This window comes from Streptomyces sp. NPDC056296, assembly GCF_042268605.1.
Taxonomy (GTDB): Bacteria; Actinomycetota; Actinomycetes; order Streptomycetales; family Streptomycetaceae; genus Streptomyces.
In genome coordinates this window covers 54,472-73,183 of sequence record NZ_JBHJRX010000021.1, presented here as the reverse complement: position 1 = coordinate 73,183, position 18,712 = coordinate 54,472, and the positions used below count along the sequence as shown (strand labels likewise).

18 protein-coding genes are annotated in these 18,712 nt (G+C 73.0%); 8 read left to right on the top strand and 10 right to left on the bottom strand.

Annotated elements, in window-relative coordinates; translation table 11 throughout:
* Positions 1-104 precede the first annotated feature (104 nt).
* The 6 genes from ACFCZF_RS17590 to ACFCZF_RS17565 are packed head-to-tail and all read left to right on the top strand — an operon-like array spanning position 105 to position 4,607.
* A complete protein-coding gene (locus ACFCZF_RS17590) occupies positions 105-1,106 on the top strand; it encodes an SDR family NAD(P)-dependent oxidoreductase (protein WP_376672413.1) in 1,002 nt (333 codons plus the stop codon).
* 33 nt (positions 1,107-1,139) lie between these two features.
* Positions 1,140-1,853: an NDP-sugar synthase gene (locus tag ACFCZF_RS17585; RefSeq protein WP_376672412.1), complete on the top strand. Its 714-nt coding sequence runs from the start codon at positions 1,140-1,142 to the stop codon at positions 1,851-1,853.
* Between the two features lie 7 nt (positions 1,854-1,860).
* Positions 1,861-2,787 (top strand): NAD-dependent epimerase/dehydratase family protein, encoded by a 927-nt coding sequence (locus ACFCZF_RS17580; RefSeq protein WP_376672411.1) that lies wholly within the window; start codon positions 1,861-1,863, stop codon positions 2,785-2,787.
* Positions 2,784-3,446, top strand: coding sequence for a spherulation-specific family 4 protein (locus tag ACFCZF_RS17575; protein ID WP_376672410.1), 663 nt, complete (start codon positions 2,784-2,786; stop codon positions 3,444-3,446). The genes ACFCZF_RS17580 and ACFCZF_RS17575 overlap by 4 nt, the downstream gene beginning before the upstream one ends.
* Entirely contained in the window at positions 3,443-4,252 is an 810-nt protein-coding gene (locus ACFCZF_RS17570) for an endo alpha-1,4 polygalactosaminidase (RefSeq protein ID WP_376672409.1), read from the top strand. Before ACFCZF_RS17575 ends, ACFCZF_RS17570 begins: the two co-directional genes overlap by 4 nt.
* A gap of 25 nt (positions 4,253-4,277) precedes the next feature.
* Entirely contained in the window at positions 4,278-4,607 is a 330-nt protein-coding gene (locus tag ACFCZF_RS17565) for an antibiotic biosynthesis monooxygenase family protein (RefSeq protein ID WP_376672408.1), read from the top strand.
* Positions 4,608-4,655: 48 nt separating this feature from the next.
* On the opposite strand, the gene ACFCZF_RS17560 is transcribed toward ACFCZF_RS17565, so the two are convergent.
* The 5 genes from ACFCZF_RS17560 to ACFCZF_RS17540 all read right to left on the bottom strand — a co-directional run bounded on the left by ACFCZF_RS17560 (position 4,656) and on the right by ACFCZF_RS17540 (position 11,095).
* On the bottom strand, positions 4,656-8,030 hold the full coding sequence (locus tag ACFCZF_RS17560; RefSeq protein WP_376672407.1) for a pyruvate carboxylase: 3,375 nt from the start codon (positions 8,028-8,030) through the stop codon (positions 4,656-4,658).
* A gap of 117 nt (positions 8,031-8,147) precedes the next feature.
* The gene (locus tag ACFCZF_RS17555) at positions 8,148-8,465 is read right to left on the bottom strand and encodes a hypothetical protein (protein WP_375918298.1); all 318 of its coding nucleotides are present in this window, start codon (positions 8,463-8,465) and stop codon (positions 8,148-8,150) included.
* Between the two features lie 70 nt (positions 8,466-8,535).
* Positions 8,536-9,537, bottom strand: coding sequence for an ACP S-malonyltransferase (locus ACFCZF_RS17550; protein ID WP_376672406.1), 1,002 nt, complete (start codon positions 9,535-9,537; stop codon positions 8,536-8,538).
* Entirely contained in the window at positions 9,534-10,820 is a 1,287-nt protein-coding gene (locus ACFCZF_RS17545) for a beta-ketoacyl-[acyl-carrier-protein] synthase family protein (RefSeq protein WP_376672405.1), read from the bottom strand. The genes ACFCZF_RS17550 and ACFCZF_RS17545 overlap by 4 nt, the downstream gene beginning before the upstream one ends.
* The gene (locus tag ACFCZF_RS17540) at positions 10,817-11,095 is read right to left on the bottom strand and encodes an acyl carrier protein (protein ID WP_376672404.1); all 279 of its coding nucleotides are present in this window, start codon (positions 11,093-11,095) and stop codon (positions 10,817-10,819) included. The genes ACFCZF_RS17545 and ACFCZF_RS17540 overlap by 4 nt, the downstream gene beginning before the upstream one ends.
* 471 nt (positions 11,096-11,566) lie before the next feature.
* Between ACFCZF_RS17540 and ACFCZF_RS17535 the strand changes: the two genes are divergently transcribed.
* Positions 11,567-12,433 (top strand): CAP domain-containing protein, encoded by an 867-nt coding sequence (locus tag ACFCZF_RS17535; protein ID WP_376672403.1) that lies wholly within the window; start codon positions 11,567-11,569, stop codon positions 12,431-12,433.
* A 6-nt stretch (positions 12,434-12,439) separates the two neighbouring features.
* On the opposite strand, the gene ACFCZF_RS17530 is transcribed toward ACFCZF_RS17535, so the two are convergent.
* From ACFCZF_RS17530 to ACFCZF_RS17520, 3 genes are read right to left on the bottom strand one after another with little or no spacing between them, the layout of a single operon-like run.
* A complete protein-coding gene (locus ACFCZF_RS17530) occupies positions 12,440-13,768 on the bottom strand; it encodes an ATP-binding protein (RefSeq protein WP_376672402.1) in 1,329 nt (442 codons plus the stop codon).
* Positions 13,765-14,454 carry a response regulator transcription factor gene (locus tag ACFCZF_RS17525; RefSeq protein WP_375918310.1) on the bottom strand — a complete coding sequence of 230 codons (690 nt, stop codon included), beginning with the start codon at positions 14,452-14,454 and terminating at the stop codon, positions 13,765-13,767. The genes ACFCZF_RS17530 and ACFCZF_RS17525 overlap by 4 nt, the downstream gene beginning before the upstream one ends.
* Positions 14,455-14,507: 53 nt before the next feature.
* On the bottom strand, positions 14,508-14,780 hold the full coding sequence (locus ACFCZF_RS17520; RefSeq protein WP_376672401.1) for a hypothetical protein: 273 nt from the start codon (positions 14,778-14,780) through the stop codon (positions 14,508-14,510).
* A gap of 58 nt (positions 14,781-14,838) precedes the next feature.
* Here ACFCZF_RS17520 and ACFCZF_RS17515 point away from each other — a divergent pair, with 58 nt between their 5' ends.
* Positions 14,839-15,060 (top strand): hypothetical protein, encoded by a 222-nt coding sequence (locus ACFCZF_RS17515; protein WP_375918314.1) that lies wholly within the window; start codon positions 14,839-14,841, stop codon positions 15,058-15,060.
* A gap of 15 nt (positions 15,061-15,075) precedes the next feature.
* Here the strand turns inward: ACFCZF_RS17515 and ACFCZF_RS17510 are convergent, their stop codons facing one another.
* A complete protein-coding gene (locus ACFCZF_RS17510; protein WP_376672400.1) occupies positions 15,076-16,752 on the bottom strand; it encodes a cellulase family glycosylhydrolase in 1,677 nt (558 codons plus the stop codon).
* A 168-nt stretch (positions 16,753-16,920) separates the two neighbouring features.
* Positions 16,921-18,702, bottom strand: coding sequence for a ThuA domain-containing protein (locus ACFCZF_RS17505; RefSeq protein WP_376672399.1), 1,782 nt, complete (start codon positions 18,700-18,702; stop codon positions 16,921-16,923).
* Positions 18,703-18,712 lie beyond the last annotated feature (10 nt).

Here is an 18,712-nt window from a genome sequence, read left to right as displayed (position 1 = left end):
GCCGTACGACTCCGGGCCGCCTCATCCGGCACCTCGCCGCCCACCGATTCACCGACCGATCACCGACCGATCACCGACCGATTCACCGACCGGAAGGACCTCGCGTGACCGCCACACCGCTCGCCGCCGTCACCGGAGCCGAGGGATTCATCGGCTCCCACCTCACCGAGGCGCTCGTCGCCTCCGGGCACCGGGTGAGGGCCATGGCGCAGTACAACTCCTTCTCCTCCTACGGCTGGCTGGAGTCCCTCTCCCCGGACGTCCTCGATCAGGTCGAGATCGTTCTCGGCGACGTCCGTGACCCCGGTTCGGTCCGGCACCTGGTCGAGGGCGCCGACTGCGTCTACCACCTGGCCGCCCTCATCGCCATCCCGTACTCCTACCGGGCCCCGCACAGTTACGTGGACACCAATGTCACCGGCACGCTGAACGTGCTGGAGGCGGTCCGCGCCCAGGGCACGCCCCGGCTGGTGCACACCTCCACCAGCGAGACGTACGGCACCGCGCGGACCGTGCCGATCACCGAGGACCATCCCATCAACACCCAGTCGCCGTACGCCGCGTCCAAGGCGGGCGGGGACCGGCTGGCGGACAGCTACCACGCCAGTTTCGACACGCCGGTGGTGACGCTGCGGCCCTTCAACACCTACGGTCCCCGGCAGTCCATGCGGGCGGTGATCCCCACCGTCATCGGCCAGGTCGCGGCCGGCGAACGCGTCCTCACCCTCGGCGACCTGCGCCCCACCCGGGACTTCACTTTCGTCAAGGACACCGCGCAGGCGTTCCTGGCGGTCGGCACCGCGCCCGCCGAGCGGGTCGTGGGCCGTACCTTCAACGCCGGGACCGGCGGCGAGATCTCCGTCGGCGACCTGGTGGCCCTCATCGGCAAGGTGATGGACACCGCCCTGGACGTACGGGAGGACGCGCAGCGGCTGCGGCCCGCGAACTCCGAGGTGATGCGGCTGGTCGCCGACGCGAACCGGCTGCGGGAGGCGACCGGCTGGAGCCCCGGCCACGACCTGGAGCAGGGCCTCGCACACACCGTGGAGTTCTTCCGCGACCCGGCCAACCTCTCCCGCTACAAGACCGGCATCTACAACATCTGACCACGACCGGCACGTTGACCGAGGGGGAACCTCATGCACGCAGTGATCCTGGCCGGAGGCAAGGGCGTCCGGCTGCGGCCCTACACGACCGCGCTGCCCAAGCCGCTCGTGCCCATCGGCGACCAGCACGCCATCCTGGAGATCGTCCTGCGCCAGCTCGCCGCGGCCGGGTTCACCGGCTGCACGATCGCCATAGGCCACCTCGGCGAGATCATCCGCGCCTATGTCGGCGACGGGTCGCAGTGGGGCCTGACCGTCGACTACGCCACCGAGGAGAGCCCCCTGGGGACCATGGGGCCGCTGCTCACCATGCGTGAGCGGCTGCCGGAGCACTTCCTGGTCATGAACGGCGACATCCTCACCGACCTCGACTACGCCGACGTCCTGCGCCGGCACGGCACTTCCGGCGCCCCGCTGACCATCGCCACGTACGCCAGGAAGGTGCACATCGACTTCGGCGTGCTGACCACCGACGCGAGCAGGGTCGTCGCCTTCACCGAGAAGCCCAGCATGGACTACCGCGTCTCCATGGGCGTGTACGGGCTGACCCGCGCGACACTCGACGGCTACACGGCCGGACTGCCGCTGGGCTTCGACGAGTTGGTCCTCGACCTGCTGCGCGCCGACGACCCGCCGCACGCCTACGACTTCGACGGCTACTGGCTCGACATCGGCCGCCCCGACGACTACGACCGGGCCAACGCCGAGTTCACCAGCCGCAAGTCCCTGCTGCTCAAGGGAGCCTGAGCACCGCATGCGCATTCTCGTCCTGGGTTTCACCGGATATCTGGGCGCCCACGTCGCCGAGCGGCTGCGCGCCCTGCCCGGCGCGCGGGTCCTCGCCGGCGGCCGCTCCCCCGCGGCCGACGTGTCCGTCGACCTCGTCACCGACTCTGTCGACCGGCTGGCCGAGGCTCTGACGTCGGCGGCCGTCGACACCGTCGTCAACTGCGCGGGCGCGACCGGCGGCGATCCGGTGACGCTCGCCGAGCTCAACGCCCGCGGCCCCGCGGTCCTCTGCGCGGCGCTGCGCCGGGCCCGCCCCGCGGCCCGTCTGGTCCACCTGGGTTCGGCCGCCGAGTACGGGCCGGGGGCCGAGCGGGTCAGGGTGCCGGAGTCGGCGGCCACCCGACCCCTCACCGCCTACGGCGCCACCAAGCTGGCCGGCACCGTCACCGTCGCCACCTGCGAACTGGACGCGGTGGTCCTGCGGGTCGGCAACCCGGTGGGGCCCGGCGCACCGCCCTCCGGCCTGCCCGGCAGGGTCGGCGGGCTGCTGCGTACGGCGGGTACGGACCCGGACGCGGTGCTCCGGCTGGGCGACCTGTCGGCGTACCGGGACTTCGTGGACGTCCGGGACGTCGCGCGGGCGGTCGAACGGGCGGTCACCGCGACCGGGCCGTTGCCGCGCGTGCTCAACATAGGCGGCGGCGACGCCGTCCCGGTGCGCCGGCTGGTGCGGACGCTCGCGGACACCGCCGGCTTCCGCGGCCGGATCGAGGAGCAGGGCGCCGGTTCCGCCCGTTCGGACCAGGTGTCCTGGCAGTGCTCCGACATCGCCGCGGCCCGGACCGCGCTCGACTGGCGGCCCTCATACTCGCTCGACGAGTCACTGGCCGCGCTCTGGTCGGCCGGCGCCCGTCCACCGTCCCTCACCCCGGAAGGCGACCGCCCGTCGTGAGCCTGCTGATCCCGCTGTACGTCCATCCGGCCGAGGACCCGGGCTCCTGGCACCGGCTCATCACGGCGGCCGACCGCACGTACGGGGTCGTCATCAACCCCGCGAACGGTCCGGGCCGTGCGCCCGATACCGCCTTCGCCGCGGCGGCCGGGGCGTTGCGGGCGGCGGGCGCCCGTCTGCTGGGCTACGTCGACACGGACTACGGGACGCGTCCGGCGGCCGACGTCGTCGAGGACGCCCGGCTGCACCGGGAGTGGTACGGGGCGGACGGGTGCTTCCTCGACCGGGTGAGTTCGGCCGCGTCCGAACTGCCCGCCTACAGGGCGCTGGTACGCGGTCTGCGCCGGCAGGGCTCGACCCCGCTCGTGCTGAACCCGGGGGTCCACCCGGCACCGGGCTACGCGCGTCTCGCCGATCTCGTCGTCACCTTCGAGGGGTCCTGGTCGGCCTATGTGTCCGTGTTCAGCCGACCTGACTGGACCCTGCGGCACCCGCCCGAGCGCTTCTGCCACCTGGTGTACGGGGTGCCCGAGGCGCTCGCCCCGCTCGCCGTACGCACCGCGCGCGAACGCGGCGCCGCGGTGTCCGGGCCCGTCACGGGAGAGCCGCCCAACCCGTGGGCCAGCCTGACTCCCGTACTGACCGGAGCGGAGCGATGAGGAGGAGGGTACGGGCGTTCGCCGCGCTGACGGCGGCGATCGTCCTCTCGGTGGTGGCCGGGTGCTCGGGTACGGACGGCACACCGCCGCCGGGCCCGTCCGCCACGGCGGTGTGGCAGCCCCGGCCCGGGCTGGCCTGGCAGTGGCAGCTCAATGGGAAGGTCGACCCGTCGGCCGACGTGCCGGTCTACGACATCGACGGCTTCGAGAACGACGCGGCCGACGTGGACCGGCTGCACCGCGCCGGCCGCAAGGTGATCTGCTACGTCAACGTGGGTGCCTGGGAGGACTTCCGGCCCGACCGGGACGACTTTCCTCGTGCGGTGCTGGGCAAGCCCAATGGCTGGCGGGGCGAACGCTGGCTGGACATCCGCCGGATCTCCGTCCTTCGGCCGATCATGGAGCGGCGGTTCGACATGTGCCGCGACAAGGGGTTCGACGCGGTGGAACCCGACCTGGTGGAGGGATATGCCGACGAGACGGGCTTCCCGCTCACCGCCCGGGACCAGCTGGCGTACAACCGCGTGATCGCCGACATCGCCCACGAACGCGGCCTGGCGGTGGGCCTCAAGAACGACCTGCCGCAGATCCCGCAGCTGGTGGACGACTTCGACTTCGCGGTCAACGAGCAGTGCGCCGAGTACGGCGAGTGCGCGCGGCTCAGGCCGTTCGTCGAGGCCGGCAAGGCGGTCTTCCACGTGGAGTACAGCGAGCCGACCCGTGGTTTCTGCCCCGAGTCACGCCGGCTCGGGCTGTCCTCGATGCTGAAGCGACCGGAGCTGGGGGTCTGGCGCGATCCCTGCTGACCGCGGCATACGGCAGGATGGGCCCATGAGCGTAGTCAAGATCAACGTACTGACCGTTCCCGCCGAGCAGCGCGAGACGCTGGAGAAGCGCTTCGCCTCGCGGGCCCATGCCGTGGAGAGTTCCGACGGGTTCGAGTGGTTCGAGCTGCTGCGGCCCGTGGAGGGCACCGACGACTACCTCGTCTACACGCGCTGGCGCGACGAGGAGTCCTTCCAGGCCTGGATGGAGGGGCCGATGAAGCAGGCACACCAGGGCGGTGGCGCGGAGGGCGGCGAGCGCCCGAAGCCCGCGGCGAGCGGGTCCACGGTGTGGTCCTTCGAGGTGGTGCAGCAGGCGGCCCCCAAGGGGGCCTGACATCGGTGGCGGCCACGGTCCGGCGTCGGGCCGTGGCCGCCGTCCGTCTCAGCCGAGCTGGACGAGGAGGTCTCCGCCCTCGACCTGCTGGACGCGGTTGATGGCGAGCCTGCTCACCGTGCCGGACTTCGATGCGGTGATCGTGGCCTCCATCTTCATCGCCTCGATGGTGGCCACCGTGGCACCGGCCTCGACCTCGTCGCCCTCGGCGACGGCGAGGGTCACCACGCCCGCGAAGGGCGCCGCGACATGGCCGGGGTTGGACCGGTCGGCCTTCTCCGTGACGGGGACGTCGGAGGCCGCCGAGCGGTCGCGGACCTGGATCGGGCGGAGCTGGCCGTTCAGGGAGGACATCACGGTGCGCATGCCGCGTTCGTCGGCGTCGCCGACCGCCTGCAGTTCGATGAGCAGACGGACGCCGGGGTCGAGGTCGACCGTGTACTCCTTGCCGGGGCGCAGCCCGTAGAAGAAGTCCTTGCTGTCCAGGACGCTGGTGTCGCCGAAGGTGTTGCGGTGGGTGTCGAACTCGCGGGCCGGTCCGGGGAACAGCAGCCGGTTGAGCGTGGCCCGGCGGTCCTTGGCCAGTCCGGTGCGGTCGTCGCCGCTCAGCTCCGCCACCGGCCCGGCCTCGGCGCGGCCCCGCAGGGCCTTGCTGCGGAACGGCTCGGGCCAGCCGCCGGGCGGGGTGCCCAGCTCGCCGCGCAGGAAGCCGATGACGGAGTCGGGGATGTCGAACCGGTCCGGCTCCTGCTCGAAGTCTGCCGGGGAGACGCCGGCGCCCACCAGGTGCAGCGCCAGGTCGCCGACCACCTTGGAGGAGGGGGTGACCTTCACCAGGCGGCCCAGCATCCGGTCGGCGGCGGCGTACATCGCCTCGATGTCCTCGAAACGGTCGCCGAGGCCCAGCGCGATGGCCTGGGTACGCAGGTTGGAGAGCTGCCCGCCGGGGATCTCGTGGTGGTAGACACGGCCGGTCGGTGCGGCCAGGCCCGCCTCGAAGGGGGCGTAGACCTTGCGGACGCTCTCCCAGTACGGCTCCAGGTCGCCGACGGCCTGGAGGTCGAGGCCGGTGGGTCGCTCGGTGTGGTCGGTCGCGGCGACGATCGCGGACAGGGAGGGCTGTGAGGTGGTGCCGGCCATGGACGCCACCGCCCCGTCGACGGCGTCGGCGCCGGCCTGGATCGCGGCGAGGTAGGTGGCGAGCTGGCCGCCGGTGGTGTCGTGGGTGTGCAGGTGCACCGGCAGGTCGAACTCGCGGCGCAGCGCGGAGACCAGGGTCGCCGCGGCCGGTGCCCGCAGCAGGCCGGCCATGTCCTTGACGGCCAGGACATGGGCGCCCGCGTTGACGATCTTCTCGGCGAGCCGCAGGTAGTAGTCGAGGGTGTAGAGCCGCTCGGACGGGTCGGACAGGTCGGCGGTGTAGCACAGGGCGACTTCGGCGACGGAGGTGCCGGTCTGCCGGACGGCGTCGATGGCGGGCCGCATCTGGTCGACGTCGTTGAGGGCGTCGAAGATGCGGAAGACGTCGATGCCGGTGGCGGCGGCCTCCTGGACGAAGGCGTCGGTCACCTCGGTCGGGTACGGGGTGTAGCCCACGGTGTTGCGGCCGCGCAGCAGCATCTGGAGGCAGATGTTGGGCACGGCCTCGCGCAGGGCGGCCAGCCGCTCCCACGGGTCCTCGGCGAGGAAGCGCAGGGCGACGTCGTAGGTGGCGCCGCCCCAGCACTCCAGGGACAGCAGTTGGGGCAGGGAGTGGGCGACCTGCGGGGCGACGGCGAGCATGTCCTTGGTGCGGACCCGGGTGGCGAGCAGCGACTGGTGGGCGTCGCGGAACGTGGTGTCGGTGACGCCGATGGTGGGCGAGTCGCGCAGCCAGCGGGCGAAGCCCTCCGGGCCGAGTTCGGCGAGCCGCTGCCGGGAGCCGGCCGGGGGCTCGCCGGCGGCGAGCGGCGGCAGCTTGGTCAGCGGGTCGGCGAGTTCGGGCCGCTCGCCGTGCGGCTTGTTCACCGTGACGTCGGCGAGGTAGGTCAGCAGCTTCGTGCCGCGGTCGGCGGAGTGGCGGGCGGTGAGCAGGTGCGGGCGCTGCTCGATGAAGGACGTGGTGACCCGGCCGGCCTGGAAGTCGGGGTCGTCCAGCACCGCCTGGAGGAAGGGGATGTTGGTGGCGACGCCGCGGATGCGGAACTCGGCGACGGCACGCCGGGCACGGCCCACGGCGGTGGCGAAGTCCCGGCCCCTGCAGGAGAGTTTGACCAGCATCGAGTCGAAGTGGGCGCTGATCTCCGTACCGGCGTGGGTGGTGCCGCCGTCGAGACGGATGCCCGAGCCGCCGGGCGAGCGGTAGGCGCTGATCTGCCCGGTGTCCGGGCGGAATCCGTTGGCCGGGTCCTCGGTGGTGATGCGGCACTGGAGGGCGGCGCCGCGCAGGGTGATGTTCTCCTGGGCGAGTCCGAGGTCGGCCAGGGTCTCACCGGCGGCGATGCGCAGCTGGGACTGGACGAGGTCGACGTCGGTGACCTCTTCGGTCACGGTGTGTTCGACCTGGATGCGCGGGTTCATCTCGATGAAGACGTGGTTGCCGTCGCGGTCGACGAGGAACTCCACGGTGCCGGCGTTGCGGTAGCCGATCTGCCGGGCGAAGTTCACGGCGTCGGAGCAGATCCGCTCGCGCAGGGCCGGGTCGAGGTTCGGGGCGGGCGCCAGTTCGATGACCTTCTGGTGGCGGCGCTGCACCGAGCAGTCCCGCTCGAAGAGGTGGATGACGTTGCCCTGGCCGTCGGCGAGGATCTGGACCTCGATGTGGCGGGGTTCGACGACGGCCTTCTCCAGGAACACCGTGGAGTCGCCGAAGGCGGAGGCCGCCTCCCGGGACGCGGCCTCGATGGCCTCGCGCAGCTGGGCGGGTTCCTCGACGCGGCGCATGCCGCGGCCGCCGCCGCCCGCGACCGCCTTGACGAACACGGGGAAGCCGACGTCGTCGGCGGCGCGGACGAGTTCGTCCACGTCGTCGGAGGGCGCGGAGGAGCCGAGGACGGGCACGCCGGCCTCGCGGGCGGCGGCGACGGCTCGGGCCTTGTTGCCGGTCAGTTCGAGGATCTGGGCGCTCGGTCCGACGAACGTGATGCCGGCCTCTTCGCACGCGCGGGCCAGTTCGGGGTTCTCGGACAGGAACCCGTAGCCCGGGTAGACGGCGTCGGCTCCCGCCCGGCGGGCCGCTCGGACGATCTCCTCCACGGAGAGATACGCGCGCACCGGATGTCCCGGCTCCCCGATCTCGTAGGCCTCGTCGGCCTTCAGTCGGTGCAGCGAGTTGCGGTCCTCGTGCGGGAAGACGGCGACGGTGCGCGCGCCGAGCTCGTAGCCCGCGCGGAACGCCCGGATCGCGATCTCACCGCGGTTGGCGACCAGCACCTTGCGGAACATTGTTGATCCCTTCAGCCTGCCGGGTGACGAGACCATGGTGTCGGCGCCACCTCCGGTACGCCATGTGAGCCGGGCCACTCACCGGCCCGTACCCGGCCGTGTGAGGTCGCGGTCGGGTCAGACGTCGGAGTCGATTCCGGTGACCACCGTGGGTCCGAGCGGCGCGCTGCCGCCGTCCAGGCCGGCCGCGCGCAGGGCGGAGTCCGCGACCTCCCGGGCGCGGCCCTCCGCGTGGGCGGCGGTGTCCGCCTCGACGGTGAGGCGGATGGTGAAGGTGCCGTCCTCGTTGACCGAGAGGGCGTCGAGGTCCTCCTCGTCTCCCAGGTGGGTGCGGTGCGGATCCGCGGGGCGCAGAGCCCGGGCGAGCTCGTCCTTCGTGGCGTCCTGGACGGTGCCGGTGAACGTCCCCGGCACCGAGATGACATACGTCGTCATGTGCGCTCCTCCTTCGGATCCCCTCCGCCTACCCCGATACGGCCGCGGGACCCGGACGGGAGGGCCGTCGTCAGCGCAGGGCCGCGGTGAGGCGGTGGCGCAGGCGCTCGACGTCGACCGGTGTGCGGGAGGGCGCGGCGGTGGTGCAGCCCGGCAGGACCGCCTTGGCCAGGGTGCTCAGCAGGGCCCGGGGACCGCTGTCGAGGTAGGTGGTGAAGCCCGCGAGGCGCATCGCGCGCAGGGTGTGGTGGAAGGCCACGGGCTCGGTGAGGTGGGCGGCCGCCGCTGTGCGCAGCTGGGCCGGAGTGCGTGCGGGGCGGGCATCGGTGGCGGTGTACACGGTGAGCGTGGGCGGCGCGACGGGCTGTGCCCGCAGCAGGCGGCGGAAGGCCCGGTGGACCTCGGCGAGCAGGGGGTGGTGGTAGGCGGTGCGGCTGGTCAGCCCGGTGGTGCGATGGCCGAGTGCTCGGGCGGTTCGCCCTGCGGCGGCCAACTGGTCGTCGGGTCCGGCCAGGACGGTCTGTGCGGGGGCGTTGTGGGCGGCGATCCGTACTTGCGGGAGGCCACCGGTGCGCAGGAGGTCCGCTGCCTGGTCGGCGGTCATGTCGGTGGCCAGCAGGCCCGCGGCCGGCAGCGCGGCGTCCCGTAGCAGCCGGTCGCGGACGTGCAGCAGCCGGACGCCCTGCTCCAGGGTGATGGCCCCGGCCACGGTGAGCGCCGCGAGGTCCCCCACGCTGTGGCCGAGGACCGCGTGGACGGGCGGGGCCGCGAGGTCGAGCAGGACGGTCGCGGAGGCGACTACCGCGGCATAGGTGGCCAGGTCGTAGGCGAGTGGGTCGGCGAGCAGGAGTTGGTCGGGGCCGGGCGCCCCGACGCCCGTGAGGAGGCGGGCGACGGGTGTCCCGGTGCCGCCGAGTGCGGTGCTGTGGGCATCGACCCTCCGCAACGTCCCCGAGACGGACGGGACGTCGCGCAGGTGGCGCAGCGCGCCCGGGAGGTAGGCCCCCTGGCCGGGGCACATCAGCACGGTGCGCGGTGTGCCGCCGGTGGTGGCCGGGGCCGCGTGTCTCATGAGGCGTCGGCGAAGGTGAGCGCGACGTTGTGCCCGCCGAAACCCATGCTCGTGGTGACGGCCGCGAGGGGCCCGCAGGGCAGTGCCGCCGGGCTGCGGCCCACGACGTTCAGGCCGATCTCGGGGTCCACTCGTTCGAGACTGCACGCGGGCGGTGCGGTTCTGTCCCGCAGGGCGAGCACGGTGAGGACGGCCTCGATGGCGCCCGCGGCGCCCAGTGTGTGCCCGAACGCGCCTTTGGTCGCGCTGACCGCCATGTCGCCCAGCACTCCGGCGAAGACCTTGTGCAGCGCCTGCGCCTCGCCGAGGTCGCCGAGCGGTGTCGAGGTGGCGTGGGCGTTGATGTGCTGGACCTGCTCCGGAAGGAGCCCGGCGTCGCGCAGCGCGGCGTCGACGGCGGCCGCGCAGCCCGTTCCGCCGGGCGCGGGCTGGGCCACGTGGTGGCTGTCGTTGGTGATGCCCGCGCCGGTCAGCCGGCCGTGGACGCGGGCCCCGCGGGCGGCGGCGTGCTCGGCGCTCTCGACGACGAGCATGCCGGCGCCCTCTCCCATCACGAAACCGTCCCGGTCGGCGTCGAAGGGCCTGGACGCCCCCTTGGGATCGTCCAGGCGCCGGGAGAGCGCCTGCAACCGCGCGAACCCGGCCAGGGCGAGCGGGTGCAGCGCGGCCTCGGTGCCACCCGCGACCACGATGTCGGCGCGGCCCTCCCGGATCATGCCGAGTGCCTGGGTGAGGGCCTCGGCGCCCGCGGCGCAGGCACTGACCGGGGCGTGCACCCCGGCCTTGGCGCCCACCATCAGCCCCACCTCGGCGGCGGAGTGGTTGGGCAGCATGACCGGGATGGTGCGCGGGCTCACCCGTCCCGCGCCCCGGGTCTCCAGGCGGCGGTTCTGCTCCAGCATGCTGGTGAGCCCGCCCAGCCCCACCCCGACGACCACGGCCACCCGTGAGCCACCCGCGGCGAGGGACGACGCGTCCGGCAACCCGGCGTCGCGAACGGCCTCCCGGGCGGCGACCAGGGCGAACTGCGCCGAGCGGTCGCAGTGCGCCGCCTTGGCGGAGGACAGGACCGTCTCGGGGCCGACCGCCGCCGGCGCCGCGAGATAGGTCTGCACGGGGCCTTCCGACGTTCCGAAGTCGACGCGTTCGACGCCGCACACGCCGTCCAGCAGGGCCCGCCAGGTGGACGGGACATCGCCGCCCAGCGCGGTCGTCAGTCCCAGCCCGGTGATGACGGCGGCGCGCTCCTCGCGGGCCGGGTCGGCCGCGTGCCGTGGGCTCACGCGGTGCCGCCCGCGGGGGCGGTGACGGCTTCGGCGAGGTGGGCGGCGATCTGCCGCACGGTCGCGAGCCGGTCCGCCTGCTCCTGCGGCACCTCGATCTGCCAGCGGTCCTCGATGGCGGCGACCAGCTCCAGCATGGCCAGCGAGTCGACGCCCAGGTCGTCCTTCAGGGACGAGTCCGGTCCGATCTCCTCCACGGCCAGGTCCTCGACCGTCGCGGCCAGCAGTTCCCGCAGTTCGTCGAGCAGCTGTCGTTCGTCAGCGATGGACGGCATGTCCGGTTCCTCCTTGTCCGTGCGCGGCGCACTCGCGGTGGACGGGAGGGCCTGGCCTCCGGGAGTGCGCCGCCGGTGTACCGGCGACCTGCCGGACACGCCGACAGACTGTCCGGCCGTCCGCCGCGGCAAGCGCCCCGTACGGGGGGACGGCGGGGCATCGGGGGCACTCGAGGGGCTCCTGTGGACGCCCGCGTCCTCTCTTCACGTTGAAGCGCCCCCGCGGTGGGGTGAGGGTGGCGGACGGCGAGCGCGTAACGGGGGCCGGGAGCCGTGGAGGCGGCGCTGTCGCACTTCCTCAGCGGACTTTGGCGGCTCTTTTAAGGCTTTCTGAAGATGACCTTCGAACGGCCGTTTCCACGCGGGACGGGTCCTAGGCTCTCGAACACCCCCCACAGTCCCGGTGGGCGCGGTCGCGTCCACCGGGTACGGGGCTCCGTCAGCCGACAGACAAGCCGAGGTGTCCTGCGTATGGGTTCCCGCCGAGCCGCTCGCCCGTCCCGTACCCACGCCCGCCCGCGCGGCGGGCTCAGGACCCGCGGTACCGCACTGGTGCTCGGCGCGGTCACCGTGACGGCGGGTGTCGGGATCACGCTGGCCGTCGCCGGAGGCGAGGACGGCTCGGCCTCGGACCGGGTCGCCACGAGCGCCGCCGGTGCGGCACCGGCCGCCGAGGACGCGGCGGGCGGCGCGGCACCACTGGCGTCCGCGTCGGCGAGCCCGAGCGCGACGGCGAGCAGCTCGCCGAGCGTGAGCGCCAAGCCCAAGGAGAAGCCGAAGAAGACGGCGAGCCCGGCCGCCACCCCGTCGAAGACGGCCGAGCCCGTCTCCAAGGCACCCGTGAGGACCACGGCGAAGAGCGGCGGCGACCGGTCGGCGGGCGGCGGCGACACGGGGTCGGGCAGCACCGGGTCGGGTTCGGACTCGGGATCGGACGCCGGTTCCGGCGGGGGCGGCGGGCCCGAGGCGCAGGTGCTCGCGCTCGTGAACGAGGAGCGGGCGTCGGCGGGCTGCTCGCCGGTCACGGCGAACGACCGGCTGACCCGTGCCGCCGACGACTACAGCGACGTCATGGCGAGCAGCGGCGTGATGTCCCACACCGGCCCCGACGGCTCCACGATGACGACCCGGGTCGAGGCCGCCGGTTACCAGTGGTCCACGCTGGGCGAGAACATAGCCCGGGGTCAGGCGGACGCCGCCTCGGTGATGGACTCCTGGATGAACAGCCCCGGCCACCGCGCGAACATACTCAACTGCTCCTTCAAGGAGCTGGGCGTCGGCGTCCACTTCGGCGACGGCGGCCCCTGGTGGACCCAGAACTTCGGCGCCGGCCGCTGACGCCCGTCACCGCACCCCTCCCGCTGCGCCGCTCGCACCGGCGAGTACGAACGACACCCGCACCCGCGCGCCCCCCAGCGGCGCGCGGGTGATCGTCAGTTCGCTGTCCGCCGCGCGGGCCGCCCGGGCCACGATGTCCAGGCCCAGGCCGGTGGAGCCGCCGACGCTGACGCCCCGGGTGAGCGCCGCCTCGGGGTCCGCCACTCCCGGTCCGGCGTCGTCGACGGTGAGGAAGACGTGCCGCTCCGCCCGCTCCACGCGGACGGCGAAGGCGGTGCCCTGCGGGGTGTGCCGGAAGACGTTGCCGATCAGGGCGTCGACGACGGCCGCGAGGTCGTCCTCGGGGAAGGCGACCGGCGCCGGGCGCGGGGTCAGGGAGCGCTCGTACGGCCGGGCCTGCTGGGTGGCGAGGACCGACCAGAAGTCCAGGCGCATGGCGACCACCTCGGCGACGTCGCACGGCTTCGCCGGGCCCGCCCCCGCACCGCCGTGCTGCACCGCGGCCAGGGGCGTGCGCGCGGCCGCGATGATCGCGTCGAGCTCGCTCTCCAGCTGGCCGGCCGCTTCGGTGACCCGCCGGGCGCTCGGGGTCGCGCCCATCCGGTCGGCCTCCAGGTAGAGGGCGGTCAGCGGGGTGCGCAGCCGGTGGGAGAGGTCGGCGACCAGTTCGCGTTCGACGGCGAGCAGGTCGACGACCCGGTCGGCCATGGTGTTGAACGCCACGCCGGCTTCCTGGAGCTCGGGCGGGCCGTCCGGTTCGACCCGTACGTCGAGGTTGCCGGAGCCGAGGGCGAGCGAGGCGCGCTTGAGGCCGCGGGAGGAGCGGACGACGCGGGCGCCGAGCCGGTCGGCGACCAGCACCGAGCCGCCGACCAGGCCCAGCGCGAGCAGCGCCATCACGCCCCACGACGCGGCCACGCCCCGGGTGAGGTCCGCGGCGGGCACGTAGGCCTCCACGACCGCGACCCGGTCTCCCCGCAGGACGACGGGCTGGAGGTAGACCCAGCCGTCCGCGGTGTCGACGGCGAGTGTCTCGCGTCCCCGCACTGCCCGGTCGAGTGCGTCCTCGGGCGCGTGCGGCCGCCCGACGAAGCCGCCGTCGGGCAGCCGCACCACGAGCTGGTCGGACGAGCCGAGCTCGGCGACGGCCTGCTGCACGTCGGCGCGCCGGGTGGTGAGGGCGAGGACCGGCGAGAGGGCCGACGCACGCTGCTCGGCGGCGGTGGTGACCCGGTCCCGGGCCTGTTCGCGGACGAGGAGGGCGAGCGGGATGAGGAACGACAGCGCCACCATGGAGGTGACGGCCAGGGCGATCCCGGCGAGGGCACGTCTCATGGCGAGCTGACCAACTTGATGCCGATACCGCGGACCGTGTGGAGGTAGCGGGGCTTTCGCGCCTTCTCCCCCATTTTGCGACGGAGTGCGGAGAGGTGGACGTCCACCGTCTGGTCCTCCACGTACGGCTGCTGCCACACCTCGGCGAGTATCCGCTGCCTGGATATGACCTGGTCGGCGTTGGCGGCCAGGTAGGCGAGCAGGTCGAACTCGCGGCGGGTGAGGGGCAGTTCCCGGCCGGCGAGGTGTGCGGTGCGTGCGGTCGGGTCGATGCGCAGGTCGGCGACCTGGAGGGCGGGCCGCCGCGCCGCCTGGACGTCGGCAGGGACGGAGCGGCGCAATACGGCGGCGAGCCGGGCGGCGAGCTGCCCGCCGGAGAAGGGCTTGACCATGTAGTCGTCGGCCCCGGCGTTGAGCAGCCGGATGATCTCCGTGTCGTCGTCGCGGGCGGTGGCGACCAGCACCGGGACGCGGGAGATGCCCCGGATCATCCGCAGCACGTCCAGGCCGTCGAGGTCGGGCAGCCCGAGGTCGAGCACCACGATGTCCGGCGGGCTCTGGGTGATCTCGCGCAGCGCCTCGAAACCCTGGTGTGCGGTCTTCACCGCGTAGCCGTGTCCGGTCAGGACCTCGATCAGCGCGGCCCGGATCACAGGGTCGTCCTCGACGACAAGTACGGAGGCCATGGGCAGGCACGTTAGCCGGTCCGTCACTATGGTGTCGTGTCCCGCCTTCTGCGCTACCTGATCATCTGGCTGTCGTGCACGGCAGCCAGTGTCACGGCTGTCATCATCACGATCCACTTCGTGGTGGGCTCGACCCGGCCGACCGCGCCGGTCGCGCAGTCGGCGCCGAAGGAGCTCCCGGCGTCCCCCCGGCCCACTCCGTCCAAGACCGCGAAGCCCTCCCCCAGCCCGTCGGCGACCAGCCGGAAGCCCAGCCCGACACCGTCCCGGACGAGCGAGAAGCCGCCCGAGCCGACGCCGACGCCTACGCCGACCGCCCGCGCCACGCCCCCGCCCTCTCCGACGGGCGGGGTCGACCCGGGCTGCGAGGAGGGCGGGGCCGGTGTGTACACGGTGCCGTCCGAGGGCGGCAAGGTGACCGTGCGGTTCGGCGGCAGCGGGGTGTGCCTGGTCTCGGCGGTGCCGAACCGTGGCTTCACGGTGAGTACGGAGCAGAGCCAGCCGCAGACGCTGACGGTGACCTTCTCGGCGAGCCGTCACCGGTCGGAGGTCACCGCGACGACGCGGCCGCAGAGCCGGGCCGACGTCCGCGAGGTGTCGTGGTGAGGTCCCGCACTCCGTTCACTTCGTGGTGGTGCAGGCGGCCCCGTTGAGGCTGAACCCCGTCGGGGCGGTGTTGGCGGCGCCCTTCCCGCCGGTGAACCCGAGGGTGACCGTGCCGCCGGCGGGGATGGTGGAGGTGTAGGAGGCGGGGGCGACTCGCACGGCGCCGGCGTCCTGGGTCGCGGTGCCTCCCCACATGTTCGTGATCGTCTGGCCGTCGGTGAAGGCGAAGGCGAGCGTCCACGGGCTGATGGGCGCGGTGCCGGTGTTGCGGACGGCGATCTCGCCCTGGAAGCCGCCCGGCCACTCGCCCACGACGCGGTATCCGACGGAGCACGAGGTGCCGGGGGTGCTGCCGCCGTCGCCGGTGGTGACGTCCACGGTGGCGGAACGGGCCGAGCGGTTGCCCGCCGCGTCGCGGGCGTAGACGGCGAAGGTGTAGGTGGTGTCGGCGGTGAGGCCCGTCACGGTGGCGGTGTTGGCGGCGGAGGCGGCGACCTCGGTCTCGGCGCCGTCCCCGACCCGGACGACGTCGTACCCGGTGACGCCCACGTCGTCGGTGGCGGCGGTCCAGCCGAGGGTGACGGAGGTGTCCGTAGTGGCGGTGGCGGTCGGGGTGCCGGGCGTCGTCGGGGCCCGGGTGTCGTCCGGGTCGCCACCGCCGTAGACCGTGGCCTCCTTCGAGGTCCGGGCGATGCCGTCGGCGCCGTGGAAGATGCGCTCGCCCCAGGAGCTGAGCCGGCTGGGGTCGAAGTCGAGGGCGAGGTCGAGGACCGGGTCGGTGTTGCCGCTCCAGGACCAGGCCAGGTAGCCCAGGCCGAGTTGTTCGGCGGTGGCCATCATGGTGTCCTCGTCCGGGTCGCCCCACTGGTCGGCGGGGCCGCCGAACTCGCCGATGAGGAGGGGCAGTCCGGCGTCGACGAAGGCGTTCAGGTAGTCGGTGATCTCCTGGGCGGTGTCGTAGACGCTGTACATGTGGATCGAGAAGATCAGGTTGCCGGTGGGGTCGGCGTCGTACACGGACTGGGCGTTGGCCCGCATGACCCCCTGCCAGTCCTGGCCCCAGTTGGGTGCGTCCACCATGATCGTGTGCTGGAAGCCGGCGGCGCGGAGCTTCTTGACCGCCGCGATCGTCGGCTCGGTCCAGCCGGCGGGGTCGGTGTTGCCCCAGGGCTCGTTGCCGATGTTGACGACGACGTAGTCCTCCTCGCCGGCCAGCACGTCCTTGAGGCCGATCCAGTAGTCGGCGGCGTGGTCGAGCGTGCCGGCGGCGGCTTCCTCGCCGTAGCCGGTGGTGTCGTGCACCTCCAGGACGCAGATCAGCCGGTTCGCCTTGCACTGGTCGACGACGGCGGCCACGTCCTCGGGGCCGTTCTCGCTCCAGCGGTGACCGTCGGACAGGACGACCCGGACGGTGTTGGCGCCCAGTGCCTTGACGTCCGCCAGCGACTGCGTCTCGCCCGGGTACCAGGTGTGGGCGTGGTTGACCCCGCGCATGACGAAGTCGTTGCCGTTGCCTTCCAGCAGCCGGCCGTCGCTGATGTGCAGGCCGGTGGCGGCCCGGGCGCCGGGCGGCTGGGCCAGGGCCACGGCCGGGCCGAGGGCGCCGAGGACGGCCAGACCGATCAGGGCGGCCAGCGCGGTGAGCAGGCGGGCCAAGAGGCGCTGCCGGGGTTCGCGTGGTGTCGTGCGCACGGTGCCTCCAGTGGGTGGGGAAGCGCTTACTGTGTGGGAGCGCTCCCATGAACCCATGACGGCGCGTACACGTCAAGATGGAGGACGGGATCGAATGTCGCGGGAAACGGGTACGTCCCGCTCACGGATGAGCGGGACGTACCGGGGTCTACTGCACTCCGGGCTCGGTCAGGGCAGGGTCCACTTCTGGTTGGGGCCGGTGTGGCAGGTCCACAGGTGGACCGGCGTCCCGTCGTTCCAGGTACCGCCCGACGCGTCCAGGCACTTGCCCGACTGCGGATTGCGCACCGTGCCGTCCGGCTGCGCCGCCCACTTCTGCGCACCCGTGCCGTTGCACGTCCACAGCTGGATCCGCGTACCGTCCGCGCTGCCGCCACCGGACACGTCCAGGCACTTGCCCAGCGCCTTCAAGGTGCCGTCACCGCCGACCGTCCAGTCCTGCGCCGCACTCCCGTTGCACGTCCAGATCTGCACCTCCGTACCGTCGGCCGTGCCCGAGTTGTCCACGTCCAGGCACTTGCCGTTGACGCCCTTCACCGGACCCGTTCGCGGGCCGGTCGGCGGTGTCCCGTCCTGCTGGACACGGATGTTGCGGAAGGCCACCTCGTCGCCGTCGCCGTGGTTCTGGAGTCCGATGTGCCCTTGGCGCAGGCTGCGCGCCGGGTCGGTGTTGGTGAAGTCGTTGATCTTCACGCCGTTGAGGAAGATCTCCAGCCGCTCTCCGGTGACGCGGAGTTCGTACGTGTTCCACTCCCCCGGCGGGTTCAGCGCGGCGTCGCGTGCGGGGAGGTCCGCCGACTTGAAGCCGTAGACGGCGCCGGTGGTGCGGTCGGCCGCGTCCGTGGCGTCGATCTGGATCTCGTAGCCGTTGTTCACCGCGGACCAGGGGTCGTCGGAGGCCGGGAAGCCCACGAAGACACCGGAGTTGTCGTCCCCGGACGCCTTCCAGTCCAGCTTGAGGGAGTAGTCGCCGGTGAACTCCTCGGCGGCGTACCAGAGCATGCCCAGCCCGCCGTGGGAGGTGAGGGTGCCGTCGGCGAGGGTGAACCCGCCGGGGCCGGCCTGCTGCCAGCCGGTGGTGCCGGAGCCGTCGAAGAGGGACGTGTAGCCGCTCTCCGGGCGGCAGTCGGCGTTGGTCATCCCGGCCGCCCAGCGGACGCCGCCGAGCAGGTGTCGGCGGAAGGCCGGGTCGGTGAAGGACTCGTCGGTGTGGCCGCCGCCGGTGTAGAAGGCCCGGCCGCCCTCGTAGTCCTTGCACCAGGCGATCGGGTGGTCGCCGTTCATGTTCCCGCCCGAGTAGCTGGACTCGTCGAGCGAGGCCAGGACATGGGCGGTGGTGCGCGGGTTGGTGCGGTAGTTGTACCACTCGTCGGTCCGCTGCCAGGTGCCGCCCAGGTGCGCGGTGGCGTCGTGCGCCCGGTCCTCGATCTCGACGGTGGCGGACTGGATGGCCGGGTGGGAGTGGAAGAGGGCGCCGGCCAGTCCCTCGTAGAAGGGCCAGTCGTACTCGGTGTCGGCCGCCGCGTGGATGCCGACATACCCGCCGCCGCCGTTGACGTAACTCTCGAACGCCGTCTGCTGGGCGTCACCCAGCACGTCGCCCGTCGTCGACAGGAAGACGACCGCCTTGTACTGGGCGAGATTCCCGGTGGTGAAGGTCCCCGGGTCCTCGGTGGCGTCCACGGTGAAGTTGTTCGCCGTGCCGAGATCCCGCAGGGCCGCGATGCCGTCGTCGATCGAGGAGTGACGGAAACCCGCCGTCCGGGAGAAGACGAGGATCTTGTACGCCGGGTCCGCCGCGGCCTGTGCCGCGGTGTCCGGGACCGCCTGGGCGGCGGTGGTGCGGACGGTGTCGCCGGCGGCGGCACCAGGGAAGGCCGCGGCCTGCGGGGCCACGCACAGCATGGCGCCGACGAACAGGCCGAGGGCCGCTTTCAGCTGGTTGCGCATGTACGGTCGC

Excerpts from the sequence above, each read along its gene's own strand:
- ACFCZF_RS17530 (WP_376672402.1), bottom strand. The coding sequence starts at position 13,768 with ATGAGACGTGCCCTCGCCGGGATCGCCCTGGCCGTCACCTCCATGGTG.
- ACFCZF_RS17570 (WP_376672409.1), top strand. The coding sequence starts at position 3,443 with ATGAGGAGGAGGGTACGGGCGTTCGCCGCGCTGACGGCGGCGATCGTC.
- ACFCZF_RS17535 (WP_376672403.1), top strand. The coding sequence starts at position 11,567 with ATGGGTTCCCGCCGAGCCGCTCGCCCGTCCCGTACCCACGCCCGCCCG.
- ACFCZF_RS17505 (WP_376672399.1), bottom strand. The coding sequence starts at position 18,702 with ATGCGCAACCAGCTGAAAGCGGCCCTCGGCCTGTTCGTCGGCGCCATG.
- ACFCZF_RS17560 (WP_376672407.1), bottom strand. The coding sequence starts at position 8,030 with ATGTTCCGCAAGGTGCTGGTCGCCAACCGCGGTGAGATCGCGATCCGG.
- ACFCZF_RS17540 (WP_376672404.1), bottom strand. The coding sequence starts at position 11,095 with ATGCCGTCCATCGCTGACGAACGACAGCTGCTCGACGAACTGCGGGAA.
- ACFCZF_RS17565 (WP_376672408.1), top strand. The coding sequence starts at position 4,278 with ATGAGCGTAGTCAAGATCAACGTACTGACCGTTCCCGCCGAGCAGCGC.
- ACFCZF_RS17525 (WP_375918310.1), bottom strand. The coding sequence starts at position 14,454 with ATGGCCTCCGTACTTGTCGTCGAGGACGACCCTGTGATCCGGGCCGCG.
- ACFCZF_RS17555 (WP_375918298.1), bottom strand. The coding sequence starts at position 8,465 with ATGACGACGTATGTCATCTCGGTGCCGGGGACGTTCACCGGCACCGTC.
- ACFCZF_RS17580 (WP_376672411.1), top strand. The coding sequence starts at position 1,861 with ATGCGCATTCTCGTCCTGGGTTTCACCGGATATCTGGGCGCCCACGTC.
- ACFCZF_RS17585 (WP_376672412.1), top strand. The coding sequence starts at position 1,140 with ATGCACGCAGTGATCCTGGCCGGAGGCAAGGGCGTCCGGCTGCGGCCC.
- ACFCZF_RS17550 (WP_376672406.1), bottom strand. The coding sequence starts at position 9,537 with ATGAGACACGCGGCCCCGGCCACCACCGGCGGCACACCGCGCACCGTG.